General features: G+C 44.5%; 4 protein-coding genes. All 4 read left to right on the top strand.

Annotated features, from left to right (window positions below):
• The first annotated feature begins 157 nt into the window (after positions 1–157).
• The 4 genes from FBD94_RS04660 (at position 158) to FBD94_RS04675 (ending at position 26,665) form a co-directional block, all read left to right on the top strand.
• Entirely contained in the window at positions 158–23,728 is a 23,571-nt protein-coding gene (locus FBD94_RS04660) for a choice-of-anchor Q domain-containing protein (protein ID WP_136879303.1), read from the top strand.
• Positions 23,729–23,733: 5 nt separating this feature from the next.
• Positions 23,734–24,837 (top strand): hypothetical protein, encoded by a 1,104-nt coding sequence (locus tag FBD94_RS04665; RefSeq protein WP_136879304.1) that lies wholly within the window; start codon positions 23,734–23,736, stop codon positions 24,835–24,837.
• A gap of 2 nt (positions 24,838–24,839) precedes the next feature.
• The gene (locus FBD94_RS04670) at positions 24,840–25,760 is read left to right on the top strand and encodes a tail fiber domain-containing protein (protein ID WP_136879305.1); all 921 of its coding nucleotides are present in this window, start codon (positions 24,840–24,842) and stop codon (positions 25,758–25,760) included.
• Between the two features lie 125 nt (positions 25,761–25,885).
• Positions 25,886–26,665, top strand: a complete 780-nt coding sequence (locus FBD94_RS04675) for a DNA-formamidopyrimidine glycosylase family protein (RefSeq protein WP_131606803.1) — start codon at positions 25,886–25,888, stop codon at positions 26,663–26,665.
• Positions 26,666–26,681: the final 16 nt, after the last annotated feature.

Consider the following 26,681-nt stretch of genomic DNA (forward strand, 5'->3'; position numbering starts at 1 on the left):
TTGCCCAAAAAATCCCTATTCTCGAGTAAATAATGACCGATTAATTCATTAATTTGAAGCGTAAACGGCTGTTTTTTCTTTATTCGAAAATGTGTGTGCTTTTTGTGGTAATTAGAGTTTATACCTAAATTTTTGTGCAGCACCTCTTTTTTCAAACATGACCCGAATTACCCCTAATTATATAGTAACATTTTTGTTATTTTTTGCTCTTTTTTTTGCGCTCGACTCTCAAGCTCAAAGGTATTATGTCAAAGCTAATGCAACCGGTACCGGTACCGGTACTAGCTGGCAGGATGCTTTTACAACCCTAACTGCAGCCATCACCAAAGCGGTTAGTGGAAATGAAATTTGGGTAGCTAAGGGAACATACGTTTCAGCTGCTACAACAGGGGGGACCTTTACTCTTAAAACAGGTGTTCCGATTTATGGTGGTTTTGCTGGGACTGAAACCTTACTAAGTCAACGTGTAGCTGCGGCAAATGGTCTTTTTACGGTTAATGAAAGTATATTACACGGACAAGATATCAACTATCATGTGGTTAGTTCTGCAAATAACAATACCACTTTGCTGGATGGTTTTACCATTACCCGTGGTTTAACTTCCCGAGGTTCAACTTCTCCTTCTGGGATTTATGCTGGGGCGGGGATTTATGTAGGCAGTGGGGCTGCAATATTTCAAAATTTATGGATTAAGGAAAATAATGCTGCCGGAGCGGGTGGTGGAATTTTTAATGCCGGGACATCCGCGTCTTTTAAAAATCTGGTCGTAGAGAATAACAATCTTCAGCTAGTAACTACCGGAGCAGGGATTTATAATACAGGAGCATCCGCAACTTTTGAGAAAATTATTTTTAAAAATAATACAGGTGCTAGCACTGGTGGTGGATTTAACAACGTTGCAGCCGGTGTTACTATGACAGATGTTAGTTTTGAAAATCATAGTGTGACCACCAATGGAGGCGGACTATTCAACACCGGGAATAATCTAACTGTTAATAGAGCCTCTTTTATTGGGAACTCTGCAGGCCAGCGAGGTGCTGGATTGTATACTGCAGCTACCGGAACAGGTTTTGTGTTGAGCAATGCTGTATTTAGTACAAATGTAGTGACTGGAGCAAATGTGGCCTATCTGGGAGCCGGCTTGCATTACGCGGCAGGATCAGGAGCCGGAAACATCTACAACTGTAGTTTTAGTAATAACACAATTGGCTATGCTGTTGATAATGTAAATACCTATGGAGCAGCATTGTATTCAGGAGTTGTCGCGTTAAATATTTACAATAGTGTTTTTTGGAACAATAAACGTGGGGGAGATGTACTTGATCAGCTCAATACTACTTTTAAGTTCGGTCTTAACTATAACCTCATTCAGGGTGGATTAATTAATTCGGTAAATACGATTATCGGAAATCCAGAGTTTGAAAATGCAACGACTCATGACCTAAGATTGAAGAATGGATCAATAGCCATCAATGCGGGAGTAAATTCCCAGGTCGTAGGTGGTACGGATCTAGCAGGAAATACAAGGATTGTCAATGCTGCGGTTGATCTTGGCGCTTATGAACATCCAATAGGTGCTCCGTCATCCATTGTACTTCAGCCTTCGGCTATTGGTAATGTTACCCGTGGGATTCCCTATCAGTTACAGCTGACAACAACAGGAGCCTCGGCTGCAAGTTTTCAGGTAACCTATGGAAGCCTGCCACCGGGCATTAAACTGAATGCGCAGGGGCTGTTGAGTGGAGTCGCAATGGTGAATGACGATTACACTTTTGTTGTGAGAGCCAGTATGGGGGGACAAACAACCAGTAGGCAGTATACCATCAATGTGAATGCTGCTCCTGCCAGGTTGCATGTTCGGGCAGCATCAACTTCGGGAGCAAACTCAGGATCGAATTGGGCTGATGCTTATGTTAGACTGCAGACCGCGATCGAGATGGCAAAAAGTGGTGATGAGATTTGGGTAGCTAAAGGAACTTATTCGCCGGTGCAGCATATGGATTCTACTTTCAATATGGTTTCTGGTGTCAAAATTTACGGTGGTTTTGCCGGAACGGAGACAGTGCTGAGCGAGCGAGTGGCGGATGCAAAAGGAAAATACACGACTAACGAGTCTATACTGAGTGGGAACTATGTGAACGTCCATGTGCTGAGCAGCATCCTCGCCTTAACACCGGAGTCTACACTGGATGGTTTCACGATTACCGCCGGTAACGCTGTGCAAGCGGGCGTGAAAAGTTACGGTGGAGGTATCTATATTAATAATATTCCAGTAAATGGAACCTATAGCAATCTGATCATCAAAAATAACAATGCCAATATCTATGGAGCGGGAATGTACAACGGTTCAACAGCGATCCGTCTGAAGAACGTTTCATTTGAAAACAATGTGTTGGCGACAGGTTCTACCAGGAACGGAGGGGGACTCTACAATACTGGGGCTAATCTGCAACTGAATGAGGTAACCTTTAAAGGAAACCAGGCGATAAACGGTGGAGGGATGTGGAGCAACATTGCAGGGGTTACCCTAACCAAAGTAACATTCGAGGAAAACGTTGCAACAAATGGAGCTGGACTTTACGCGACTATTGGTCCAATGAACATTAATCAAGCAGCTTTCTTAAAAAATACGAGCACGGGCAATGGTGCTGGACTATGGGGTTCGGGTACTATTGTGGTAAACAACTCGATATTTAGTGCAAACAGCATAACAGGAGCAACAGCAGCTACCGTTACAAACGGGGCAGGGATGTATTTCAGTGGTACTGCGACGGTTACCAATTGTACTTTCAGTAATAACATAACGAATTATACGGTTGCAGGGGCTACCACCATTGGAGCCGGTTTGTATGCTTCTCCTGCAGCATTTGGTATATATAACAGTATTTTCTGGGGCAATAAACGAGGTAATGATGTGGCCGATCAGATCGGTGGACCAGCCACTAGTCTGGCCAATAACCTCATTCAGGATGATTATATTTATGGGGCCAACAACCTCATTGGTAATCCAGAATTTGAAAATGCGCTAACGCATGATCTGCGGTTAAAAAACGGCTCAGTAGCCATCAATGCAGGTAACAATGCCTATGTGGGAACGCCAAATGATTTAGGGGGAAATACGAGGATCATCTATAATACCGTCGATCTAGGGGCGTATGAAAATACAAATGCAAGTGCCGGATCTCTTGTGCTCCTTCCAGCGACTTTACCGGTAGCTCGTAGAGGAACAGCTTATAGCCAGCAATTTAGTACTTCTGCTACTGGCGCTATCACCTGGGACCATACTAGTGGTACACTTCCATTGGGTATGCTCTTTAACAAACAAACTGGACTCCTTAGTGGTGTACCGATGTATTCAGGTGCTTTCACGTTTGTCATCAAGGCTACGCAGAATGGAACAATGGCAACAAGGCAGTATAATTTACAAGTCAACGACGGAGCTACCCGCTGGCATGTTAAAGGCAATGCCACAGGTGCCAATAATGGTGCAGACTGGACAAACGGATTAACCAGGTTACAGTCGGCCTTGGGTATGGCAAAGAGTGGAGACGAAATCTGGGTGGCAAAAGGAGTATATACGCCTGCTGGTCACGTGGATTCAACTTTCAACCTGGTATCGGGCGTGAAGCTGTATGGTGGTTTTGCCGGAACAGAAACACTCCTCTCGCAGCGTATAGCAGATGCCAATGGAAAGTTTACGCTTAACAATGCCGAACTCCATGGTTCTGGGGTAAACAAACATGTGGTTTCCAGCATTACGCTAATGTCGGTAGAGACACTCTTAGATGGTTTTACCATTTCAGGAGGAAACGCCACAATTGCAGCTGTTTATGGTACCGGGATTTTTACTCTTGCTGCCGCTATAAATGGAACCTACAAAAACCTGATCATTAAAAATAATACAGGTGCTACACTTGGCGGAGGGATGTACAATCTTGCTACAGCCATCAAATTGGAAAACGTTCATTTTGAAGGCAACACGGCCACGCTTTCTTCCAGGTACGGCGGGGGACTTTATAACGGTGGAGCAAATGCGATACTAAATAATGTAACCTTCCGTGGCAACCAGGCTATACAGGGTGGAGGTATGCATAATGCCGCTGCCAATGTAACCATCAACAATGCGGTTTTTGAAAATAACAGTGCAACTGCAATCGGTGGTGGTTTGGTTAATACAGTTGCCGGGCTTATCCTGAACAATGTGGTGTTTGAAAATAACGATGCTACGCAAGCTGGTGGTGGATTCTCTAATGGTGGGTTAGCTACACTAACAGATGTAACCTTCAAGTCAAACAGGGCAGGTACAACTGGTGGAGGTATCTCCAGTACGGCTGTATTGACCATCGACCGCGGCTTGTTCATTAACAATTCTTCGGTGCAGCATGGAGGTGGTATTTTTACAAACACTGGTGGTACATTGAATTTCACTAATGTGGCCTTTAGCCGTAATGCCGTAACTTCAACTGCTGGCTTTTTTGGTGGCGGTATGTACATTGGAACAGGAACTAACAATATTGTGAACGCTACTTTTAGTAAGAATACTGTAGCGCGGACGGCTCTGAATAGTGGCGCTGGCTTGTACCGTGCGGCAGGAACAGTAAATGTCTATAACAGTATTTTCTGGGGCAATACACAGGGAACTGGCCTGTCTGATCAGCTCAATACAGGAGTCAGTTCTGTGTCCAATAGTACCATTGAAGATGGTTATGCAACGGGATCAGCTATTCTTGTTGGCGATCCACTGTTTACAGATGCAGCCAATGATGATCTGACCTTAAAAACAGGGGCACTGGCCATAGATAAAGGAAACAACGCTGCTGTAGGAACAACAAAAGATATCGAGGGCAACCCAAGGATTTATAATTCTATTGTGGATCATGGTGCTTATGAAAATCAAGGTGGGGCTTCCCTCAAAATTACACCGCTAACCCTCGGGACAATTACCAGAGGCGCATTGGTCGATATTCAGATGGTTGCGACTGGTGGAACGGGTCCTTTTACCTGGAGTATCTTGACCGGAGAATTGCCATCTGGACTATCCATCACTCCAGCTGGACGGATTTATGGCCGCGTGATGAGACCAACTCCCGGTGGCGATACTTTCGTGATCGCGGTAAACAATGCTACGCTTATTGGTAGTAAACAGTACACCATTGATGCTATTCCCGGACCTGCACGTTTCTATGTGAAAAAGGATGCCTTAGGAAAAGCAACAGGTGCTAACTGGACCGATGCCTTTACCGATCTACAACCAACATTAGCTTATGCAGTTGCCGGAGATGAGATCTGGGTGGCCAAAGGCACTTACTTACCGGGAACTGCTGTTACCCATACTTTTACGATGAAGTCGGGCGTAAAATGGTACGGTGGTTTTGCCGGTACAGAAAATGAATTGACGGAAAGGTTAGCAGATGCCAATAAATTATATGCGGTTAATGAAACCATTCTCTCTGGAAATGGCGTAAGCTACCACGTAGTGACTAACCTCGAGCAATCTACAAAGGAAACTGTTGTTGATGGTTTCAGTATTGCTAATGGTAAAACAGCAGCAGGATCGACGTCTATCGCTTATAGCGCTGCAGGTATCTACAACAATGCCGGTGAAGCGGTATTCAGAAACCTCTGGGTAAAGAACAATATTGCGGATAGATTTGGTGCAGGTATTTACAATAACGGACCAGCTACCTTTGAAAACATTCGCCTCGAGAAAAATATTGTTAGTCGCGGAGCAGGATATGGCGGTGGTTTATACAACTTGAATGCGTTCGTGATCCTGCGCAACCTGACTTTCGTAGAAAATGAAGCCATCATGGGTGGGGGTATGTATAATACCGTTGCCAATCTGACTGCGGAAAATTTGACTTTCCTAAGAAACAAAGCAAGCTCCTCTGGTGGCGGTTTGTACCATAATGTTGGTGTACTGAACCTTAAAAAAACTGTGTTCGAAGGGAATACCGTAATAGGAACTGGTGCCGGGATAACGAGCACTACGGGCTTTAATGGGGAAGATCTGGTTTTTAAAAATAATACGGCCACCACAACGGCAGGTGGAATGGGTAGTACAGGACCACTAACTTTAAACAGAGTTTCTTTTATTGGCAATACATCTGCAGGTGTTGGTGCCGGGCTTCATAATAGTGGAGTTTCAAGACTCGACAATGTGGTATTTAGCCAGAATAAGACGACTACAAATTCTGCGGCAGGTTATGGTGCGGGGATGTACAATAGCTCCGGTGCTTCAGTCCTCAGTAATACCACCTTTAGTAACAATATCAGCGCTTATACACATGCTACCCTTGGCGCTGGTGCTGGGTTTTATTTCAATAGCGGTTCTGCATCCATTTACAATAGTATTTTCTGGGGCAACAAGAGAGGTGCTGGGGTGTCAGATCAAATTAGAGGCGTAGTAACAGTTGCTAATAGTATTGTCGAAAACGGCTATGCGGGGGGAACAAAGATCTCTATAGGAAATCCATTGTTTACCGATGCTGCTACAGATAACGTTAAAATTAAAGGCGGCTCAGCTGCAATCGATGTGGGTGATAACGCAGCCAGTGGGACAGCACTCGATATAGCCAATCTACCAAGGCTAGTGAATGGAATTGTCGACCTTGGTGCTTACGAAAATCAAGGTGGCGAGAGCCTGCTGATCCTACCTGCAACTTTACCTGTTTCAGTTCGTGGTACCAATATAAATACACAGTTTACCGCTACAGGAGGGGGTGCATCATTAACCTGGAGTATTTCTTCGGGGACATTACCTGCCGGACTTAGCTTTAGTGCAACTGGGCTTCTTTCAGGAAGAACGATGTTTGTAGGAACTTATACTTTCGTCGTATCTGTTACTGATGGGGAGTTCGCCGGAACAAAACAATTTAATGTTGTGGTGAGCCCAGGTGCTACCAATATTTATGTAAGTGAAGGAGCAACTGCCGGCCGTAAGGACGGTAGTAACTGGCCAAATGCATTTACGGATTTGCAATTGGCATTAGGACAGGCAACAGCCGGAGATCAGATCTGGGTAGCCAAAGGAAATTATAGCCCTGGGTTATTGGTTACCTCTACCTTTGCCATGAAGGAAAATGTAAAAATCTATGGTGGCTTTGCAGGTACGGAAGAAAACCTTGCCGCAAGAGACACCAGCCTAATACATACCAGTAATAAAAGTATCCTCGACGGAAGTCAGGGCGTAGCCAGTTACCACGTCGTATCCAGCACTACAGCTGTTACTTCGGAGACCATCCTTGATGGATTTACCATTTCAGGTGGACGTACCTTAACCACTACGAGTACCAGTTATCCTAATGTACCTGATCAAGGTGTAAATTATTATGGTGCCGGTATTTATACCAGTTTGGGTCGACCAATATTTAACAACCTTATCCTAACCAATAATACCGCCCTTTTTGGTGGCGGAGCATTTGTCCTTTCGGGAGTAGCTACATTCACCAACACCAAATTTATCGCCAACAGCACCATTGGTAATCTTGGTCGTGGTGCAGCTCTCTATAACCATACTGGCGGGATTACTGTTGATAAGGTGCTTTTTGAAGGAAACACTATTACTGCAGGATCCAGCACTTATGGTGGGGCTATTTTCAATAGCGGAACCGCATTGATCAGCAATAGTACTTTTAAAGATAACATTACCAATGGCACAGGTTATGCCTATGGCGGGGCTTTATATAGCAATAGCAGCTTAGCAGTTAAAATCTCCAATACTACTTTTACAGGGAATCAGGCCCTTAACGGTGGCGCGGTATATAACAATGTAGGTTCACCTGAATTTACTAATGTTACCTTTAAATCAAACCGCTCAAGAGGCATGGGCGGTGCCGTTACCTCAGCTGGTACGCCGCTCTTTGAACGTGTATATTTTATTGACAACGAATCTACGCAGCATGGTGGTGCATTATATACTTCAGGGGCAGCCAGGTTAAACAACGTAATGTTTAGCCGCAACCGTATCGTTGCTGCATCTAATGTAGCCGCATATGGTGGAGCCATGTTTGCCGCTACCACAGCTACGCTAACCAATGTAACTTTCAGTAACAACAGTATTTCCCGTATTGCTGTGGGTGGTGGCGCTTTGTATCGTTCATCTGGTACAGTTAGCGTCAGCAATAGTATCTTTTGGGGTAATACGCGTGCAGAGGGGGTGGCCGATCAGATCATGGGGGTAGTGACCATTGACAAGAGTATCGTACAGAATGGCATTGCCGGAGGAACAAATATTGCCATTGGTAATCCACTCTTTACGGATGCAGCGACAGACAACCTTCGTTTAAGAGGCGGATCGCCCGCTATCGATATGGGTGATAACGCTAAGGTTAGCGGAGCAACAGATGTGGAAGGAAATCTGAGGATCTATAATGATATAGTGGATATGGGTGCCTTCGAAAATCAGGGTACCGCCAGTCTGATCATCAGTCCGGCAACATTACAGGCTTATAGTCGTGGTGACTTGATGAATGTGCCACTAACTGTTTCTGCAGGCGGCGCTAATCTGGTATGGAGCATCACTTCGGGTGTACTACCGCTTGGACTCGGTCTGGATGCCAATGGCGTATTAAAAGGCAGGCCACAGGAAGCAGGAACATTTACTTTTGTAGTAGGTGTTACCGATGGTTCACTTGTCGGTAGAAGGCAATATACCTTACTGGTAAATCCGGCATCTACACAACTATTTGTAAATGTTGCCGCGGTATCCGGCAGGAATGATGGCAGCAGCTGGGAACATGGATATACGGATCTGAAAATGGCCGTTACTAAAGCCCTTGCCGGAGACCAGATTTGGGTAGCCAAAGGAACTTATAGCCCAGGATTATTGGCCACTAGCTGGTTCACTATGAAAGAGGGCGTAAAAATATACGGAGGTTTCGCTGGAACAGAAACAACATTTAACGACAGAGCCCTACCATTGATACACACGAGCAACCAAACCATATTGGACGGTAGTCAAGGCGTAGCAAGCAGGCACGTGGTGTTTAACAATATTGCATTGAGCAATGCCACTTTATTGGACGGCTTTACCATCAGTGGTGGACAAGGCCTGGCGGGTTCCGACTCAGATAACAACCGGGGAGCAGGTATTTATAATTATGCAGCTGTAAAAGCTATTTTCCGCAATCTGAGGGTCATCAATAATAAAGCAGAACGAGGTGCAGGTATCTATAATATGGGTACGGCAGTTTATGATAAAATCTTATTCGAAGGGAATGAGGCGAACTCCGTAGGGGGTGGTTTCTTTAACCTCAATGCGAATGTCACGCTGACCGATGTGACTTTCCGTGGAAACACTGCGAGGCTGAATTCCGGAGGTCTTTCTCAAAGTGGTGGTGTGTTGAATATCGATCGGGGATCTTTCATTGCCAACACTGCCGGTCAGCAGGCTGGGGGTATGTATAACACTTCTGGCACAGCAAACCTGAGCAACGTGATCTTCAGCAGAAATGCTGTGACAACAGTAGGAGCTTACTATGGTGGAGGTATGTTCTCAGCAGCTGCAACCAACCTAAACAATGTTACTTTCAGTGACAATAAGATTGCCTTTACACATGCGACTACTATTGGTGGTGCGGGACTTTACCGTTCGGCAGGTGTGGTGACGGTGAACAACAGCATTTTCTGGGGCAATACCCGTGGAAATAATGTTCCTGATCAGTTGACTGCCGCACAGACTGTGCGTAATTCGATCGTTCAGGGTGGTTATGCAACAGGAACAAATATCCTGATCGGTAATCCTTTGTTTACTAACCCGGCACAGGATGATTTGCAATTGAAAGGCGGATCACCCGCAATTGATGCTGGCGATAATATAAGCAATACAACAAGTATCGATCTCGCAGGAAATCCAAGGATCACCAATGATATCATAGACTTTGGAGCTTATGAAAGTTTGGGTGGTAACGGACTGAAAATTCAGCCTACGGTATTCCCTTCATCAGCACGTGGACTTGATCCTAACTTCCAGATGACGGTTACCGGCGGTACCGGAAATTATACCTGGACATTGCAGTCTGGTACATTGCCTACTGGTTTGGTGCTAACAGAAGATGGATTAATTACTGGCCGACCAACCGTAGCTGGAACGTTTACCTTTGTGATCTCGGTTACCGATGGTACGCTGGTAGGTAGTAAGCAATTCAGTGCAGTGATTACCGATGGGCCATCGCGATTGTATGTAAGACAAGCAGCTACAGGAAATAACAATGGTAGCAACTGGACAAATGCATTTATAGATCTTCAGACAGCATTAGCACAAAGCAAGGCGGGAGATGAGATCTGGGTGGCCAAAGGAACCTATTATACTGGGCCTTTAGCCAGCGCTTACTTTACCTTAAAAGAAGGCGTAAAAATGTATGGTGGTTTCGCCGGAACAGAAGCGCTTCTTACAGAAAGAAACATAGACAACATACGTACCACAAATGAAACCATGCTGGATGGTAGTCAGGGGACGCCGAGTTATCACATTATATATAATACAGCGGCATTAACCAGCGCAACGGTACTGGATGGTTTTAGTATCCAGAACGGGAAAGCAGCCATCAATAGTACCGGAGCCAGTTATTATGGTGGTGGTATTTACAATACCAATGGTGCGGCGGTCTTCAGTCATTTATGGATTAAAAACAACATTGCTGCCTACGGTGGTGGTTTATATCATACTGGAAATGCCGTGTACACAGACATCATTTTTAGTAATAACCAGTCAAAAGGATCAAATGCCAGAGGTGCAGCGGTTTACAATCAGAGTGGTTTTAAACTCACAAAAGGTGTTTTCCAGAATAACCAATTGCTAGAAGGCACGGCTTATGGAGCAGCGATATTCAATTCTGGCCCACTAACGCTTACTGAGGTGAAGTTCGAAAATAACATCATCAGCAATGGATATGGGGGAGCGATTTACTCCAACTCCGGTGCGATAATTGATATTAGTAAAACTGAATTTATAGGAAACAGAGCAAGCACAGGTGGGGCGATATTCCTGGCCAATGGTACAACCACTTTTACGGATGTACAGTTCAAGAACAACACAACCGCAGGCACTGGCGGAGCACTATATGCTGCCGGAGTAGTCAACATTAACAGGGGCGCTTTCATCAATAACACTTCAGTGCAATATGGTGCGGCAATATTTTCGGCCAGTACCCTGAAAATCGACAATACGATCTTCAGTAGAAACAGTGTAACTTCTGCTGCCGCATATTATGGTGGCGCTATTTTCCTGAATTCGGGAAATGCACTGATCAACAACACTAGTTTCAGCAACAATAGTATTGGTTACAATAAAGGAACAGCAACCTTAAGTTATGGTGGGGCTGTGTATCGTTCAGGTGGTACCGCGACCATCAACAATAGTATCTTCTGGGGCAATAAAAGAGGAAATGATGTGCTCGACCAGATGAACGGTGGGCTTATCGTTGGTACTTCTATTGTTCAGAGCGGTTATGCTGCGGGGACAGATATTAAAATCGGAGACCCGATGTTTGTAAATGCGGCTACCGATGACTTGCAGCTAAAAGGAGGTTCATTGGCTATTGATGCCGGTAATAACAACTGGCAGGCTTTTGATAAGGATCTTTCCGGTAATCCAAGGGTAGTAAATGGAACGATCGATTTGGGTGCTTATGAGCAGGATGGCAATGGCCGACTGATGATCAGCCCTGCAGTGATCAATTCTATTCCGAGAGGAACTGCGCTGAATCTGCAAATGGTTGCTACGGGAACTGCGTTGCCAGTTAGCTGGACCTTGCAGACAGGTAAACTACCTACAGGTGTTACCTTCTCTACTGATGGGAAACTCAAAGGCGTGCCTACGGTTATGGGTACTTATACTTTTGTGATTGGAGCTACCGACGGACAGATTTTGGGCAGCAAACAATATACCATCACGGTTCAAAATGGTATCAGTCGTTTGTTTGTTAGCCGTTCAGCTGCAGGTGACAACAATGGTAGCAATTGGGAAAATGCCTTTATAGATGTACAACCTGCCTTGGATCTTGCAGGAGCAGGCGACGAAATCTGGGTAGCAAAAGGTACTTACTTTACGGGGCCGCTGGCTGCTTCAACCTTTAAATTAAAAGAAGGCGTGAAAATGTATGGTGGTTTTGCCGGGACAGAAGCTGCACTGGCAGACCGGAATATGGCTGAGCTCCGTAGTACCAATGAAACGATCCTGGATGGTAGTCAGGGTATAGCCAGTTACCATGTGGTATCTAATACATTGGCGTTAACCTCGGCTACAGTACTCGATGGATTTAGTATCCAGGGTGGTAATGCAACCTATATGAGTGGTAACAACTATCAAGGGGGCGGTATCTATAACGTTCTGGGTGCTGTTCAGTTCAGCAATCTTTGGTTAAAGAACAATAACGGAACTTATGGTGGAGGTATCTACCACAATGGAGATGCAAGCTATACCGATATCCTATTTAGCAACAACCAGGCTAAAGGGACAAGTGCCAGGGGGGCGGGAGTTTACAATTTGAAAGGTTTTAAACTGAGCAAAGGGGTATTTGAAAGCAATAGAATTCTGGAGACTAGTAGTTATCCTGGTTATGGCGCGGGTATCTTTACGAACGGAATATTGGAGCTTTCGGACGTAGAATTTAAAAATAACACGATTCTTAACGGACAGGGAGGAGCGATTTACAGCAACTCCAGTGCGGTGATCAAAATCAAGAAAGGAATATTTACAGAAAACAAAGCCACAACTGGGGGAGCTCTGTTTATCGCCAGCGGAAGTCCGGTACTAGATGAGGTGATCTTCACTGATAATACAGCGACTACAGGTGGAGCCATTTATGCCAGTGGTGTAATGATGCTTAACCGCGCTTCCTTTATTCATAATACGGCAGTGCAGCATGGTGGAGCGATCTGGTCCAACAGTAATCTGAAAATCGACAACAGTATCTTCAGCCGCAATGAGGTGACTTCTACTGCAGCCTATTACGGTGGTGCCATTTACATCAGTTCTAATGATGTATTGATCAACAATAGTAGTTTTAGCAAAAATAATATTGGCTATGCCAAAGGCACAGCAACCCTAAGTTATGGTGCTGCACTGTACCGCAATTCGGGAACAGTAACTATACACAATAGTATCCTTTGGGGTAACACCCGTATGGGTACTGTTGCTGATCAGCTTAATGCAGGCGTTATCGTAGGGAATACTATTGTACAGCAAGATTATGCTACTGGTACGGATGTTAAAATTGGCAATCCTTTATTCCTCGATGCAGCGGCCGATAACCTACAGTTGCAGGGGGGCTCTTTAGCCATTGATGGTGGTGAGAACAGCTGGCAGGCATATGATAAAGATCTGGCAGGTAAAGCCAGGGTGATCAACAGTAGGATCGACCTGGGTGCTTATGAGAATGAAAGTACAGATAGGTTGATCATCAACCCGGAAAGGATTGACCCGATCACGAGAGGAGCTTTTCTAAATCTTCCATTGAGCTATACCGGAACGAGTCTACCAGTTACCTGGAGCCTTCAGGCAGGGAAACTTCCCCCAGGTGTATTATTGACGGCTGATGGAAAGCTAACTGGTGTACCTAATATTATTGGCATCTATACTTTTGTGGTTGGTGCTACGGATGGAAACCTAAGTGGTAACCGACAATATAAAGTAACCGTACAAAATGGTACTGGTAGAATGTATGTGCATCAGGCTGCTGTTGGTGCTAACAATGGTAGTGATTGGACAAATGCCTTCAACGACTTACAAACGGCATTGGAACTGGCAGGCGCAGGAGATGAGATTTGGGTAGCTAAAGGTACTTATTACACTGGCCCGCTGGCGGCATCCACCTTTAAACTAAAAGAGGGTGTGAAAATGTTTGGTGGATTTGCCGGAACAGAAACCACCATCGCAGAAAGGGATACCTTGAAAATCAGAACTGATAACGAAGCCATCCTGGACGGTAGTCAGGGTATTGCAAGTTACCATGTGGTGTATAACGCAGTTGCCCTTACCAATGCAACGGTATTGGATGGTTTCAGTATCCAAGGTGGCGGATCGGCGGTTAATACCTCCAACAATAGCATTAACTTTTATGGTGGGGGTATTTACAATTCGCTGGGCACAGCGGTGTTCCGGAACCTGTGGATCAAGAATAACCTTGGCGTATATGGAGCCGGATTGTATCACAATGGTGATGCCAGCTATACAGATGTGATCTTTAGTAACAATAGGTCTACCGGTTATTATGCCCGTGGATCTGCAGTATATAACGTAAAAGGATTCAAGCTGAACAAAGGGGTATTCGAAAACAACAGAATTATTGAAAGTTCCAGTTATCCGGGATATGGAGCAGCAATGTTTAGTACTGGGGTTGCGGATCTGAATAACGTAAAGTTTGAAAATAATACCGTAACCAATGGGCAAGGTGGTGTCATCTATGTCAATTCGAGCGCAGTTACCAACATCAGCAATGCCAGTTTCAGCGGAAGTAAGGCGACTACCGGTGGGGTTTTATACCTGGCAAGTGGTACAGCAAATCTGAGTAATATTAGCTTTAAAGATAACGTAGCTACTGCTGCGGGTGGAGCAATCTATGCCTCAGGCGTATTGAACATTGACCGTGCTTCATTCCAGAATAATAGTTCAGGACAACATGGTGGTGCCATCTGGAGCAATGCTACATTGAAGATCAGCAATACAACTTTTAGTCGGAATAAAATAAGCAACACGGCTGCTTATTATGGTGGCGCGGTCTTTATCTACAGTGGAATAGCTACGTTGACCAACACCAGTTTCAGTAAAAACAGCATCGGCTATTACAAAACCGGAACGGTAAATTATGGAGGTGGATTGTATAGGAATTCTGGAACGGTGACTTTAAATAACAGTATTCTTTGGGGAAATACCCGTGGAGAAGGAATGCCGGATCAACTGAACCTGAACATTAAGGCCAGCAATACATTGATCAGCGGAGGTTACACCGCCGGGCTGAACATCATAGATGCAAATCCAGCCTTTGTGAATGCAGATGGCGATGACCTGGCGCTTACAAGCTGTTCGCCGGCAATCAATACTGGTGACAATAACCTGTCTTCAGCAGGGACTTTAGATATACTGGGGAACCCAAGAACTAAGGCCGGAGTGATTGATTTGGGGGCGATAGAATACCAGCTGGATGTGATCACTTTAAATCCTACAACTTTGCCTCAAATCCCGCGTGGAGCAGCATTCAATCAGCAACTACAAGGAATTGGTGGAACGGGTACTTATACTTATAAACTGGTCTCGGGCAAGCTTCCTGATGGATTGTCTATGGATGCCTCAGGACTCCTTACGGGCAACCCTATTGTAATCGGCAAGTACACTTTTGTAATCAATGTAACCGACGGAACTTTATGCGGTAACCGCGTTTACAATATGGATGTGGTAGCAGGTACAGGTGTAGTACGTATCCTGGTAAACCAGGCAGCAACTGCCGGTCAAAATAACGGTAGTACCTGGGACAATGCCTATCTTGACTTGCAAAGTGCGCTTAAGGTGGCCCTAGCGGGCGACCAGATTTGGGTGGCCAAAGGAACTTACAGTCCGGGAGCATTAGTGACTTCTTACTTTACTTTAAAAGAAGGCGTTAAAATGTATGGTGGTTTTGCTGCCACAGAGTCCACCCTCGCTGAAAGAGATTCTCTGAATGTCAGAGCGGCTAACGAAACGATCCTGACGGGTAGCAATAACAGCAGGCACGTAGTGTACAACAACATTGCCCTTACTGCGGCGACACTGTTTGATGGATTCAGCATCAGTGGCGGTCGGTCGGTGCCTACAGGTACAAGCACCGGGGAGCCTTATATCGGTGCCGGTATTTACAACAGGATCGGAGCGGCAACATTTAATCACCTTTGGATTAAAAATAACAATTCCAATACTTATGGTGGTGGAATGTACAATGGCGGAACAAGTATCATCAGCAACATCATTTTCGAGAACAATGGAACGCTTAACACTTCCGGATCCTATCGTTACGGTGGTGGTTTATACAATATAGGAGCGGCAACATTCAGACAACTCGAGTTTATCAACAATACAGCTGCTTATGGTGGTGGTATGTACCAGGGCTCAGCAACATTAACGATTAATGACGTATCATTTAAAGACAACAAAGCAACCTTAGGTGGCGGTTTTTACAGTTACTCAGGTAAGGTGACTTTAAATAATGCAACTTTTACAGGGAATACGTCTACTCAACACGGTGCTGGTTTATACCAATGGGCATCCACGTTGACCATTAATAATGCTAAGTTTAGTCGCAATAGGGTAACTGGTACAGGTGCTTATTTTGGTGGTGCAATGTATCAGTATACATCAACCTCGACCTTGGTTAACGTAAGCATGAGCAACAACAGCATTGCTTACGTGAATGCTACGGTAAACAAATATGGCGGGGCCATTTATAAGTATGCAGGAACATTAAATCTGCATAACAGTATCGTTTGGGGTAATGAACGTGGTAATGGCGTACCCGATGAACTTAACCTGAATATCAAACCAGTGAACGCTTTGATTCGTGGTGGATATGCGGCAGGAAAAGTGATCGTAGACAAAGACCCATTATTTAACCTAAGTAATGAAGATGATCTTTCCCTATCGGATTGTTCACCTGCGATCAATATGGGCGATAATTCCCTTTCTGCGGTTATCTTGAAAGATCTTGCGGGACAAGCGCGGGTTAAAACAGAAGTGGTGGATCTGGGTGCTTTTGAAAATCAACAAGACCGGATCAATGTTGGTCCTGCGATATTGCCAGGAGGTTTTAGAGGGGTAATCTACGAACACCAGATGGTTTCTTCCGGTGGATCTGGAAGTTATACTTATGCGGTGAGTTATGGCTCATTGCCAGACGGACTTCTTTTGAGTCCTTCAGGAAGATTGAGGGGAAGGCCGATCAATGCAGGTCTGTATACTTTTAACATCACAGCAAGCGATGGTACTTTATGTGGAAACAGGTTGTACACCTTTGAGGTGAAAGTGGGCACAGGAAAAGTAAGGATCTATGTAAACCAGGCGGCAACCGCAGGTATGAACAACAGTGCAAGCTGGGATCATGCATTCCTGGATTTGCAAAAAGGACTCAGCTCTGCATTGGCAGGAGATACGATCTTCGTGGCCAAAGGTACTTATACACCTGGTCTGAAGGTGAACAATTATTTTACACTGAAAGAAGGCGTTAAGATATATGGCGGTTTTGCAGCGACAGAAAATGAACTTGCGGATCGGGATTCGACGGCCATTATGACGACCAATGAAACCATCCTTGATGGTGCAAACCGCAGTTACCATGTTATATTTAACAAGATGGCTTTAACCAATGCTACGGTGTTGGATGGATTTACAATCCGTGGCGGTAAATCAGCTAACGGAAGTAGTACAGCTGATCCATATAATGGCGGTGGTATTTACAATGCGCTTGGAAAGGCCATATTTAAAAACCTATGGATTAAAAATAACTTCGCTTATTATAGCGGTGGGGGAATTTTCAATAGTGGAGCAGCTATCTTCAGTAACATCATCCTTGAAAATAATACCGTAGTGCAGCTGGGTGGTGGACTTTACAACAATGCTGCCGCTAGCTTTAACAATATCAAATTCATCGGTAATAAAGGTGGTCAGGGTGGGGGAATGTACCACATCACTGCTGCCGTGGGGATGAAAGATGTGGTATTTAAGAACAATATTGCAACAGCAACCGGAGGTGCATTTTACAATGCAACCAATGGAAAACCTAGCATCACAGGTGGATTGTTTGTCGGCAATACTTCTGCACAGCATGGGGGTGCCATTTATCATTTAACAGGTACTTTTAACCTGATTAATGCGGCCTTCAGCAGAAACAGAACTACGGTGAATGGTTATTATGGTGGTGCTTTCTACCATTATACAGGAACGTCGAATATCGTAAACGCGACCTTTAGCAACAACACTTCTGCTTATATCAATGCATCAACAACCACCAAATACGGCGGTGCTTTGTACCGTAATACAGGAACGGTTAATGTTGCCAATAGTATCTTCTGGGGCAATACGCGTGGAAATGCAATCCCGGATCAGATGAATGCAGGAATCGTTGTTTCCACAAGTACAGTACAAAACGGATATGTAACCGGAACAACCATATTGACAAAGGATCCTCAGCTGGCAAACCCTGCTGCGGACGATCTTTCGCTCGCACCTTGCTCGCCGGTGATTAATATGGGAGATAATACAAAGGTTACTGGAACGGCGAAAGACCTTGCGGGCGGAGACCGAATCAAACATACAAAGGTTGATCTTGGAGCTTATGAGTTCCAGGGGGTATATCTTGAAAATGCAGAACAGCAACTTCCGGCGGCCGATCAATGGACCCCCTATAGTCATCAAATTCAACTGGCAGAAGGCGGACCTTATACTTATTCCTTAAGTCAGGGTTTATTGCCTGATGGTTTAGGTTTGAGCAGCTCCGGTGTGATTTCAGGAGAACCATCAAGGGCCGGAGATTACGAATTTACACTGGCAGTTCAGGGGGGTGATGTTTGTGGTTCACTGAAAGTAAAGATCAAAGTGAATCCACGTCTTTCTTATATCATTCAAGTATTGAAACCTTATCCTGTACCGGTTAAGAAAGATACAGGAACACCATTTGGCCAGTTGAACCTGGTGACACAGGTTGAGGTGGTGATGAGTGATAACAGTCATGCCCGATTCCCTGTGACCTGGCAGCCGGGTAACTATGACGGTAATGTGGAAGGTATTTACGAACTCGTAGGTACGTTGACCGTTCCGAATCCTGATGTGAATAGAAATAACCTAACCGCGATAGCGAGGGTTGCGGTCATCACACCGATCTATCCGTATATCATTGATGTAGCAGCACTGCCGCCGGTAAAGGTATTATCAGGCACACCATACAGCGATGTATTGCCGTTATTGCCTAAACAGGCACAGGTGACTTATGATGATGGCATCACGAAGGAAATGTTGAATCTGACCTGGAAGCAGGGTGATTATAATCCTAAGGTAGGGGTATATCGTTTATATGCTACGCTTGGTATTAAGGAAGAGCATGCTAATCCTGCCGACTTTGAAGCAAACGTAGATGTATATGTTCAGCATAACATCATTGCTGTTGAGGATCTGGCCGACATTACGGTGGATTTGAATACACCAGCTGCAAACCTGCCATTACCTGCTACTGTAAGGGTAACTTACCATGATCAGACTACCGGATTCCTGGACGTGATTTGGGACAGAACACAGTATGTAGCAGATAAAGGTGCGGAGTATGACCTTAAGGGAACGCTCCAGTTGACTGATCTTGTTTCTAATACCAATTTGTTATTTGCCAATAATAAAGTGATCATCCGTAAGAACATTGTTTCTGTGGAAGGCCAGTACACGGCAAGTACGCCTTATGATACGCCATTTGATGAGGTGATCCTACCACAAACTGTAAAGGTTAATTTTGACGATGGTACACAGGATACTGTAGGGGTAGAATGGGCTCCTGGTAGTTACAATCAACTGCAAAGCGGTAATTATACCCTTACAGGGACTTTGCTACACAATGAAAGTATCGACAATAAGAACAACATCAACGCACAGATGATCCTTACGGTACTGCCAAAACCTAAGAATATTGTAAGCATTGCAGTGTTGGATACGGTGAAGGTGAACTATGGTACATTGCTGACGGCGATTCCGGAGTTGACCGCAGCGGTACAGGTAACTTACGATGATGGTAGTACCGGTACGTTGAACATGAACTGGGATACCGAAGGTTATGATCCGCTGGTTCCTGAGGTTTATTCCTTTATTGGAGATCCGATACTAATTCCAGGTGTTGTTAATAAAGATTCCAAAACAGCAGAAATAAACATACAGGTAGGCAATAAAAAGATAATCTCCGTACAGAATCCAGCTGCAATCAGCGTTAAATACGGAACACCGGTGGAAGATATTCCTTTCCCAGAAACTGTAAATGTGACTTATAATGACCAATCGGCAGGAACCGAAGGTGTTGTTTGGACTTCTGCAACCTATAATGCACAGCTTCCAGGTGTGTATGAGTTTAAGGGAACACTGGTTACCGGTGATGACATTGACAATCCAGATAGTTTGTTTGCGAAGGTGAATGTGACTGTTGGACCGAAGCCACTTGAAGTGGTTAGCGTTGCCCCAAGTACGGTGCTTGTACCTTTCGGTACCAGCTTTATCAATGCGCAACCTTTGTTCCCTGCACAAGTAACTGCAACTTACGATAATGGTACAACGGGTCTGCTGAACGTGACCTGGGAAGAGGGCGATTACATTGATGATATGTCTGGTGTTTATGAATTGAAAGGTACATTACAGCTTCCTGAGGACATTCTAAATCCAAATGATGTGGAAGCCTTACTAACGGTAACTGTAGGTAAACACCTTATTGATACTTATACCAGTCCGGATTCTATAACGGTAGTTTTCGGTACGGCTCCGGAAGCAGTTACCTTGCCAGGACAGCTGAATGCACAATTTGCAGACGGCGGTAATGAAGACCTGGGTGTGGATTGGGACCTTAGTCCTTATAACGGAAACCTTGCCGGATCTTATGTGTTGAATGGAAGCTTTACGCTGACTGATCAAATAGAGAATCCTAAGCCGATAAATCCGAAAATCGTAGTGACCGTATTGCCGAGAGAGAAGGTGATTGTTTCTTTAAAAACAGATACAATCAAGGTCGCATTTGGTACTCCATTGGAAAATTTACAGTTTCCGTCGATCAGCAAAGCGACATTGGATGATGCCACATTGCTAGATGTTGCCGTACAGGATAATTCATTCAAGTCGGCACTTTACAACGGCGATGCTGCAGGGGAATATCTTTTTGAAGGAGCTATCATTCTGCCTCAGGGAATTTTAAATACGAATAACCTGATGCCAAAAGTCGTGGTGGTAGTCGACAGAAAACAAATTGAAAGTATAGAGAGTCTGCCGGGAATCAACGTAGATTATGATACTGAATTTGACGCGCTGACCTTACCGGAAGCCGTAAAAGTAATTTACAATGATGCCTCAGAAGAACTACTTTCTGTAACCTGGGCTAAGGGTACTTATGACGGTAAGACACCGGGCGTGTATACCTTGCAAGGGACAATGGTTATTCCTGATGATGCTGACAATCCGAAAGGATTGCAACCTGTAATTACGGTAACAGTAGCAGAACGCATTAAAAAGCTACTTTCTATTCGCAGGGATACGGTTGAGGTGAGCTATGGAACGTTGAAGGCGGACATTTCGACCCCAGCTACCGTAATGGGCTTATTTGATGATGGTAGTACAATGAGCCTTGCGGTAACCACATGGGCGAATGCAGACTACGATCCTACAACCCCAGGATCATACGAGTTTTCAGCTGATGTGGTGATGCCAGCCTTGACCGAGAATGCGGATTCAGTTAAGGCTTTACTTACGGTGAACGTGGCCCAACGCTATATTGTTAGTGTTACAGATCCGCTGGCTTTAACTGTTCCTTTCGGTACCACCTTCGGAACGTTGATGCTACCGGAGAAAGTGACGGTGACTTACAACAATAATGAACAGGAAGATTTGCCTGTTAACTGGGATGGACTTACTTATAACGGTATGCTTGCCGGTGAATATATTCTTCCGGGTACAATAATTCCTGGCTCACCTGAAGAAAACAAAGACAATAAAGCAACGGCGATTAAAATAAAGGTATTACCTAAACTGTTGGTGTTGGATTCTGTATTGGTAAATACGCCAGTTCATTTCCCATTTGGCACCACACAGGAGCAGGTTCTTGCAGCTTTGGGAACTCAGCTTGATGCTATATTTACGGATGGATCAACAGGTAAAGTTGCCGTTAGCTGGGAATCCCCGCTGTTCAATGGCAATGTTGCGGGGACTTATAATTTTACTGGTCTGCTCGATATGGAAGGGAAAGCGGAAAATCCTGATGACCTGACACCGAAGGTAGAGGTGATCATCGACAATAAAAACGTGATTGCAGTGGAGAGCCTGGCTGATCTGATTGATGTGTATGGCAAGCCTTTCTCTGCCCTTAATTTGCCATCAACAGTAATGGTCACTTATGACGACCAGACTACAGCCAATCTACCGGTGCTGTGGACTGAAGGCGATTTTGATGCTAACTTGCTGACACCGCAAACCATTCATGGAGAGATTCAGCTGACGGATGATGTGCGGAATGGTGCAAACTTGCAGCCGCAGATTAAGGTAACGCTTTGGAAAGATCTGCTTTCGGTAGCGGAGATTACTCCAATGATCGTGAAATACGGAACGCCATTTGCAAATCTTGCTCTGCCGACATCCATTGAAGTTACTTATAACGACGGGTCGAAAGAGTTGTTGAGCATCACCTGGGATCAGGCGGCTTATACCGCTGCTGCAATAGGAGAGTTGAACCTTACAGGCGAACTTACTTTATCTGCAAATACCTTTAATACCACAGATCAGGTTGCCAGTGTAAAAATTATTATTGAGAAGGCTGCACAAACCATCACTTTTGCACCTGTAGGTGATAAGAATTATGGCGATGTGCCATTCAAACTGATCGCTATGGCTTCTTCAGGATTACCAGTAACTTTTGAACTGCTGGAAGGTAAGCTTGATCTTAACGGTGACATGGCGACAATCGAAGGTGCCGGAGATGTTGTCCTGAAAGTTTCACAAGCTGGAAATGTCTTTTTTGCCCCTGCGGAAGCACAGCAAACCTTTAAAATCAACAAAGCCATGCTGACGGTTTCTGGAGATACCTTAACGAAATACTTCGGCAAAGAGAATCCTCCGTTCACATACCATATGAAAGGATTTAAATACGAGGAAACGGATACGACAGTTCGTGCGGATGCTACGCTGCAAGGTGAACCTGCTTTCAGTACAACGGCAACGCTGAGCAGTCCGGCAGGTGATTATCCGGTAACACTGAGTTTGGGTACACTGCAAGCCGATAACTATGAGTTTACTTTCGAACCGGGCTTGTTGACCGTTAAAAATCTATACCATACGATTACTTTTGAAACGATGGGCGGAACGGCTATAGATCCAATACAAGTGGAAGATGGTACTAAACTTCCTGCGGTAACGACCACAAAACAGGGAATGATTTTTTATACCTGGTTTAGTGACCAACTTATGGAAACAGTTTTTAATTTTGACGCCGCAATCACAGAATCGATGACGCTTTATGCAGATTGGACGATGACAACCTTACCAGATTCGGGAGCACTAAGTATGCGTACTGTGGCAGACTATATGCTTGGCCTAAATGAACTGACTACAGCGGAGCGTACGGCGCCATTCTCGCTATCGCTCTTGAATGGCAAAAGTCACCTCGCGAAGAAGACTGCACCATTCAAACTGAGTGATTGGTATAGTTACGGACCGATGAAAAAGGCATTGTTGAATACCAGTACAGTAACTGCGAAAAGTGAAACTGAGGTTACGATAGCGATGACATTGCTTAACAATGGTGGAACAGCTTTAACAGCCAGTGGTATTTGCTGGAGTACGAATGAGCACCCAAGCCTTGCAGATACAAGAGTGAATGCTGCAAATATTGGCGACACTCAGATCGCAGTGGATGGTTTGATGGTAGGTGTAAATTACTACCTGAAGGCTTTTGTGATCAATCAGGCTGGTGTGAGTTATGGCAACGAGCTGGTGTTCAAAATTAAAGAAGATGGTTCAGTAGAAATGATTAAGAAATAAAAGATATGCAAATCAAACAAAAATGGAGCAGCCATTTAATCCGATTTATGGTGCTCGCTTTAAGTACCTGGTGCTTTCATCCTACGGATGCTAAAGCCCAGTTTGTCGGGAATCCGCTGATTCCTAAAGAAGGGAAAGTGATTATCTATACCAATGACGCCAAAGGTGGGCATCACCAGGTGGCGACGGTTGCTGAACGGAATAACATCAGTGCCGACAGGCGGCAGCCGGGAATGCTGTGTACAGTAATGGACGATGGTACCGGGAAGGCTAAAACTTTCCAGTTGATCTGTAAAGATTTACCTGCAGAGCTGAGTGATAATGCCAACTGGACTGACTTTGCTACCTCTGGTACTGGCGGCGGTGGTACTATTGGGAGCTTTAACGGTAGCCGCCCGATCACAGGAGAATTTTATACGAATGTAAATCCAGGCACTAATGACCTGGCGAAATGGATTGAGGCGGTGTTTTATCCCTCTGTGGGACCATCGGCATCACTTACCGCAACACCATCGGGTGTGGCAGAAATGGGGGCAGCTGGTAGTACTTCTGTTTCCCTGTCATGGAGCGCTGCAAGGGCTGCTGCAACAGAAGAAATTACAGAGATTATGGTAAATGGAACCAATGTTTTTAGTAGTACACCTGCTGCGGGTGCTTCAGTAAGCGGAACACAAAGCGCTACAGCTACAAACAACACCAAAACTTCCTTTACAATGACTGTAAAGACAAAAGATAATAAAACGGCATCGGCGACTGCCTCTATCGACTTTCAGTGGAAGCGTTATTGGGGATTTACCTCTGGTGGTGAGGATGGAGTGTCTTTTGCACCAACAGACGCACAGATTCTGGCCTTGTCTGGCAAGGAGTTCGGTACCACAGCTGCGGTATCCAACAAATCAGCTACGCCAAGTGGTCCACAGAAATTGGTTATTGCTTTTCCAGCTTCATGGGGCGGTGGGACTAAGGTTATTGTTGGGGTAAATGATTCTACAGGTGCTTTTGAGAAGACGACGAGATCGTTTACCAATGCAATTGGAGGTACAACATCCTATGTGATTTATGTGCAGCGTGACAACACCGCTGCGGGACTAACTTTTAATATTCAGTAAGCATGAAGAATATCTATTCATTTTTAATAGTAATGGCATTGACTGGCCTGAGTGCATCGGCACAGGTAAAGGTGATCGGTGCGGTAGAACCCAATGACCTTAGCGATAAATATCCTACACACAATGAGATTTATGGTAAAGGAGGTTTTCGTTCGGTAGCAGATATCGCAGGACGAAATGGCATTACCCCTGCAAGAAGAAGTGTCGGGATGTTGGTGTACGTGATTTCAGAAGAAAAACTTTACCAACTTAAAGGTGGTTTGGTAGATGCAAACTGGACAGAACTTGCTTTTGGCGCAGGAAGCGGCGGTGGTACTGGTACCGTTGTGGCTATTGAAAAGGGTGGAACTGGTGCTATTACTGCGGAAGAAGCAAGAGTAAACCTTGGATTGGGTACCATGGCTATTCAGAACAAAGATGCCGTAGAGATTACCAATGGGGCGATTGATGGCACATTAATTGGTAAACTGACACCTGCGGAAGGTATGTTCACCATTCTGGATGTAAATTCGGAACTGCGTGTGACTGGAAAGGTCATGGTTTCTGGAGATATCACTGCAACAGGGGATGTGACAGCGAATTCCGATGTGCGCCTCAAGAAGAATATTGTGACCATTCCTCCAGTCTCAGAAAGTTTAAGGCGACTACACGCGGTGTCTTATGATCGTAAGGATATGAACCTGCACCAGATCGGATTTATCGCACAGAATGTTCAAGAGTATTTTCCATCGCTGATCCGTATTGATAATGATGCGAACAAAACATTGTCGCTGAATTATCAGACCATGACAGTTCCTTTGCTGAAGGGCTGGCAGGAACATGATGAAGAAATTAGTCAGCTTAAAACTGAGGTTGATCTGTTAAAGAAGGAATTGAAGGAGCTGAAAGAAATACTGCTGCTCAATGCAAAGGGCAAAAAGTAGGCTGCTATTTAGTCGATGTTGAATTAAATTTGATTTAGATCAATACTGAATTGACTAAAGATAGACAAGAGCATTTTGATTCATCGTATCTTTAAAGAAAACATCACCAAGTACTTGATTAAATTATGTTTGAACTACCTTATCTAGAAATTTGTGCGGAGATCTTTGAGAAAAGATTTAAAAATAGAGTTCTGCAAAGAGTAGACATTGAGAAAGAACAATGCGCAAATTTTTCTCAAATAGAGTTAAGCGAGCTGCTGGTTGGGCATGAATTGAAAAGGGTATGGCGCGAAGGTTTGTCTTTGTGGTTCCAATTCAGGAATTATGCGGTCTTGGAGATGAGCTTAATGCCTTCAGCAGAACTGCGCGTAATAGAACAAAGTCTGGAAGCTGATTATGGTTTATTGAATCTTTATTTTAACGGTGGACAAATCCTCTCTGTTGAGGATGTTTACGAATTGAGCATATTCCGTCTGAACCCTATTCAAACAAGTGCTCCTGACGTATTGAGTAAGGAAATGACTTACGAGTACTTAATAGATCAATTTTCTAATAGAAATGAAGAGATTAAATATGTACTAATGGATCAGCGGGTGATTCGAGGAATCGAGGAGGCCTACGCGGATGAAATTCTCTGGTTTGCAGAAATTTCTCCTTTTTCAATAGCAAGTAAAATCCCGCTGGATAAAGTAAAAGTACTGTATAAAACAATTAAATATGTTTTATTGGACAGTATTAAAGAAACAAGAAAACTAAACTTTTTGAAAGTTAATGAAATCGATCCTGATCTATTGCTGATTCATAATTCGAATAAGGAGTGTAGTCCAACAGGGAAACCGATAAAAGTAGAAATACGAGATGATACCACCACTTATTATACTGATGAACAAATTCTTTATGTTTAAGGCTCAGCTTTCTGAG

This window comes from Pedobacter hiemivivus (genome assembly GCF_005144565.1).
GTDB classification, from domain to species: Bacteria; Bacteroidota; Bacteroidia; order Sphingobacteriales; family Sphingobacteriaceae; genus Pedobacter; species Pedobacter hiemivivus.

What these genes read in the sequence shown, in the direction of transcription:
- FBD94_RS04660 (WP_136879303.1), top strand. Translation starts at nt 158, where the DNA reads ATGACCCGAATTACCCCTAATTATATAGTAACATTTTTGTTATTTTTT.
- FBD94_RS04665 (WP_136879304.1), top strand. Translation starts at nt 23,734, where the DNA reads ATGCAAATCAAACAAAAATGGAGCAGCCATTTAATCCGATTTATGGTG.
- FBD94_RS04670 (WP_136879305.1), top strand. Translation starts at nt 24,840, where the DNA reads ATGAAGAATATCTATTCATTTTTAATAGTAATGGCATTGACTGGCCTG.
- FBD94_RS04675 (WP_131606803.1), top strand. Translation starts at nt 25,886, where the DNA reads ATGTTTGAACTACCTTATCTAGAAATTTGTGCGGAGATCTTTGAGAAA.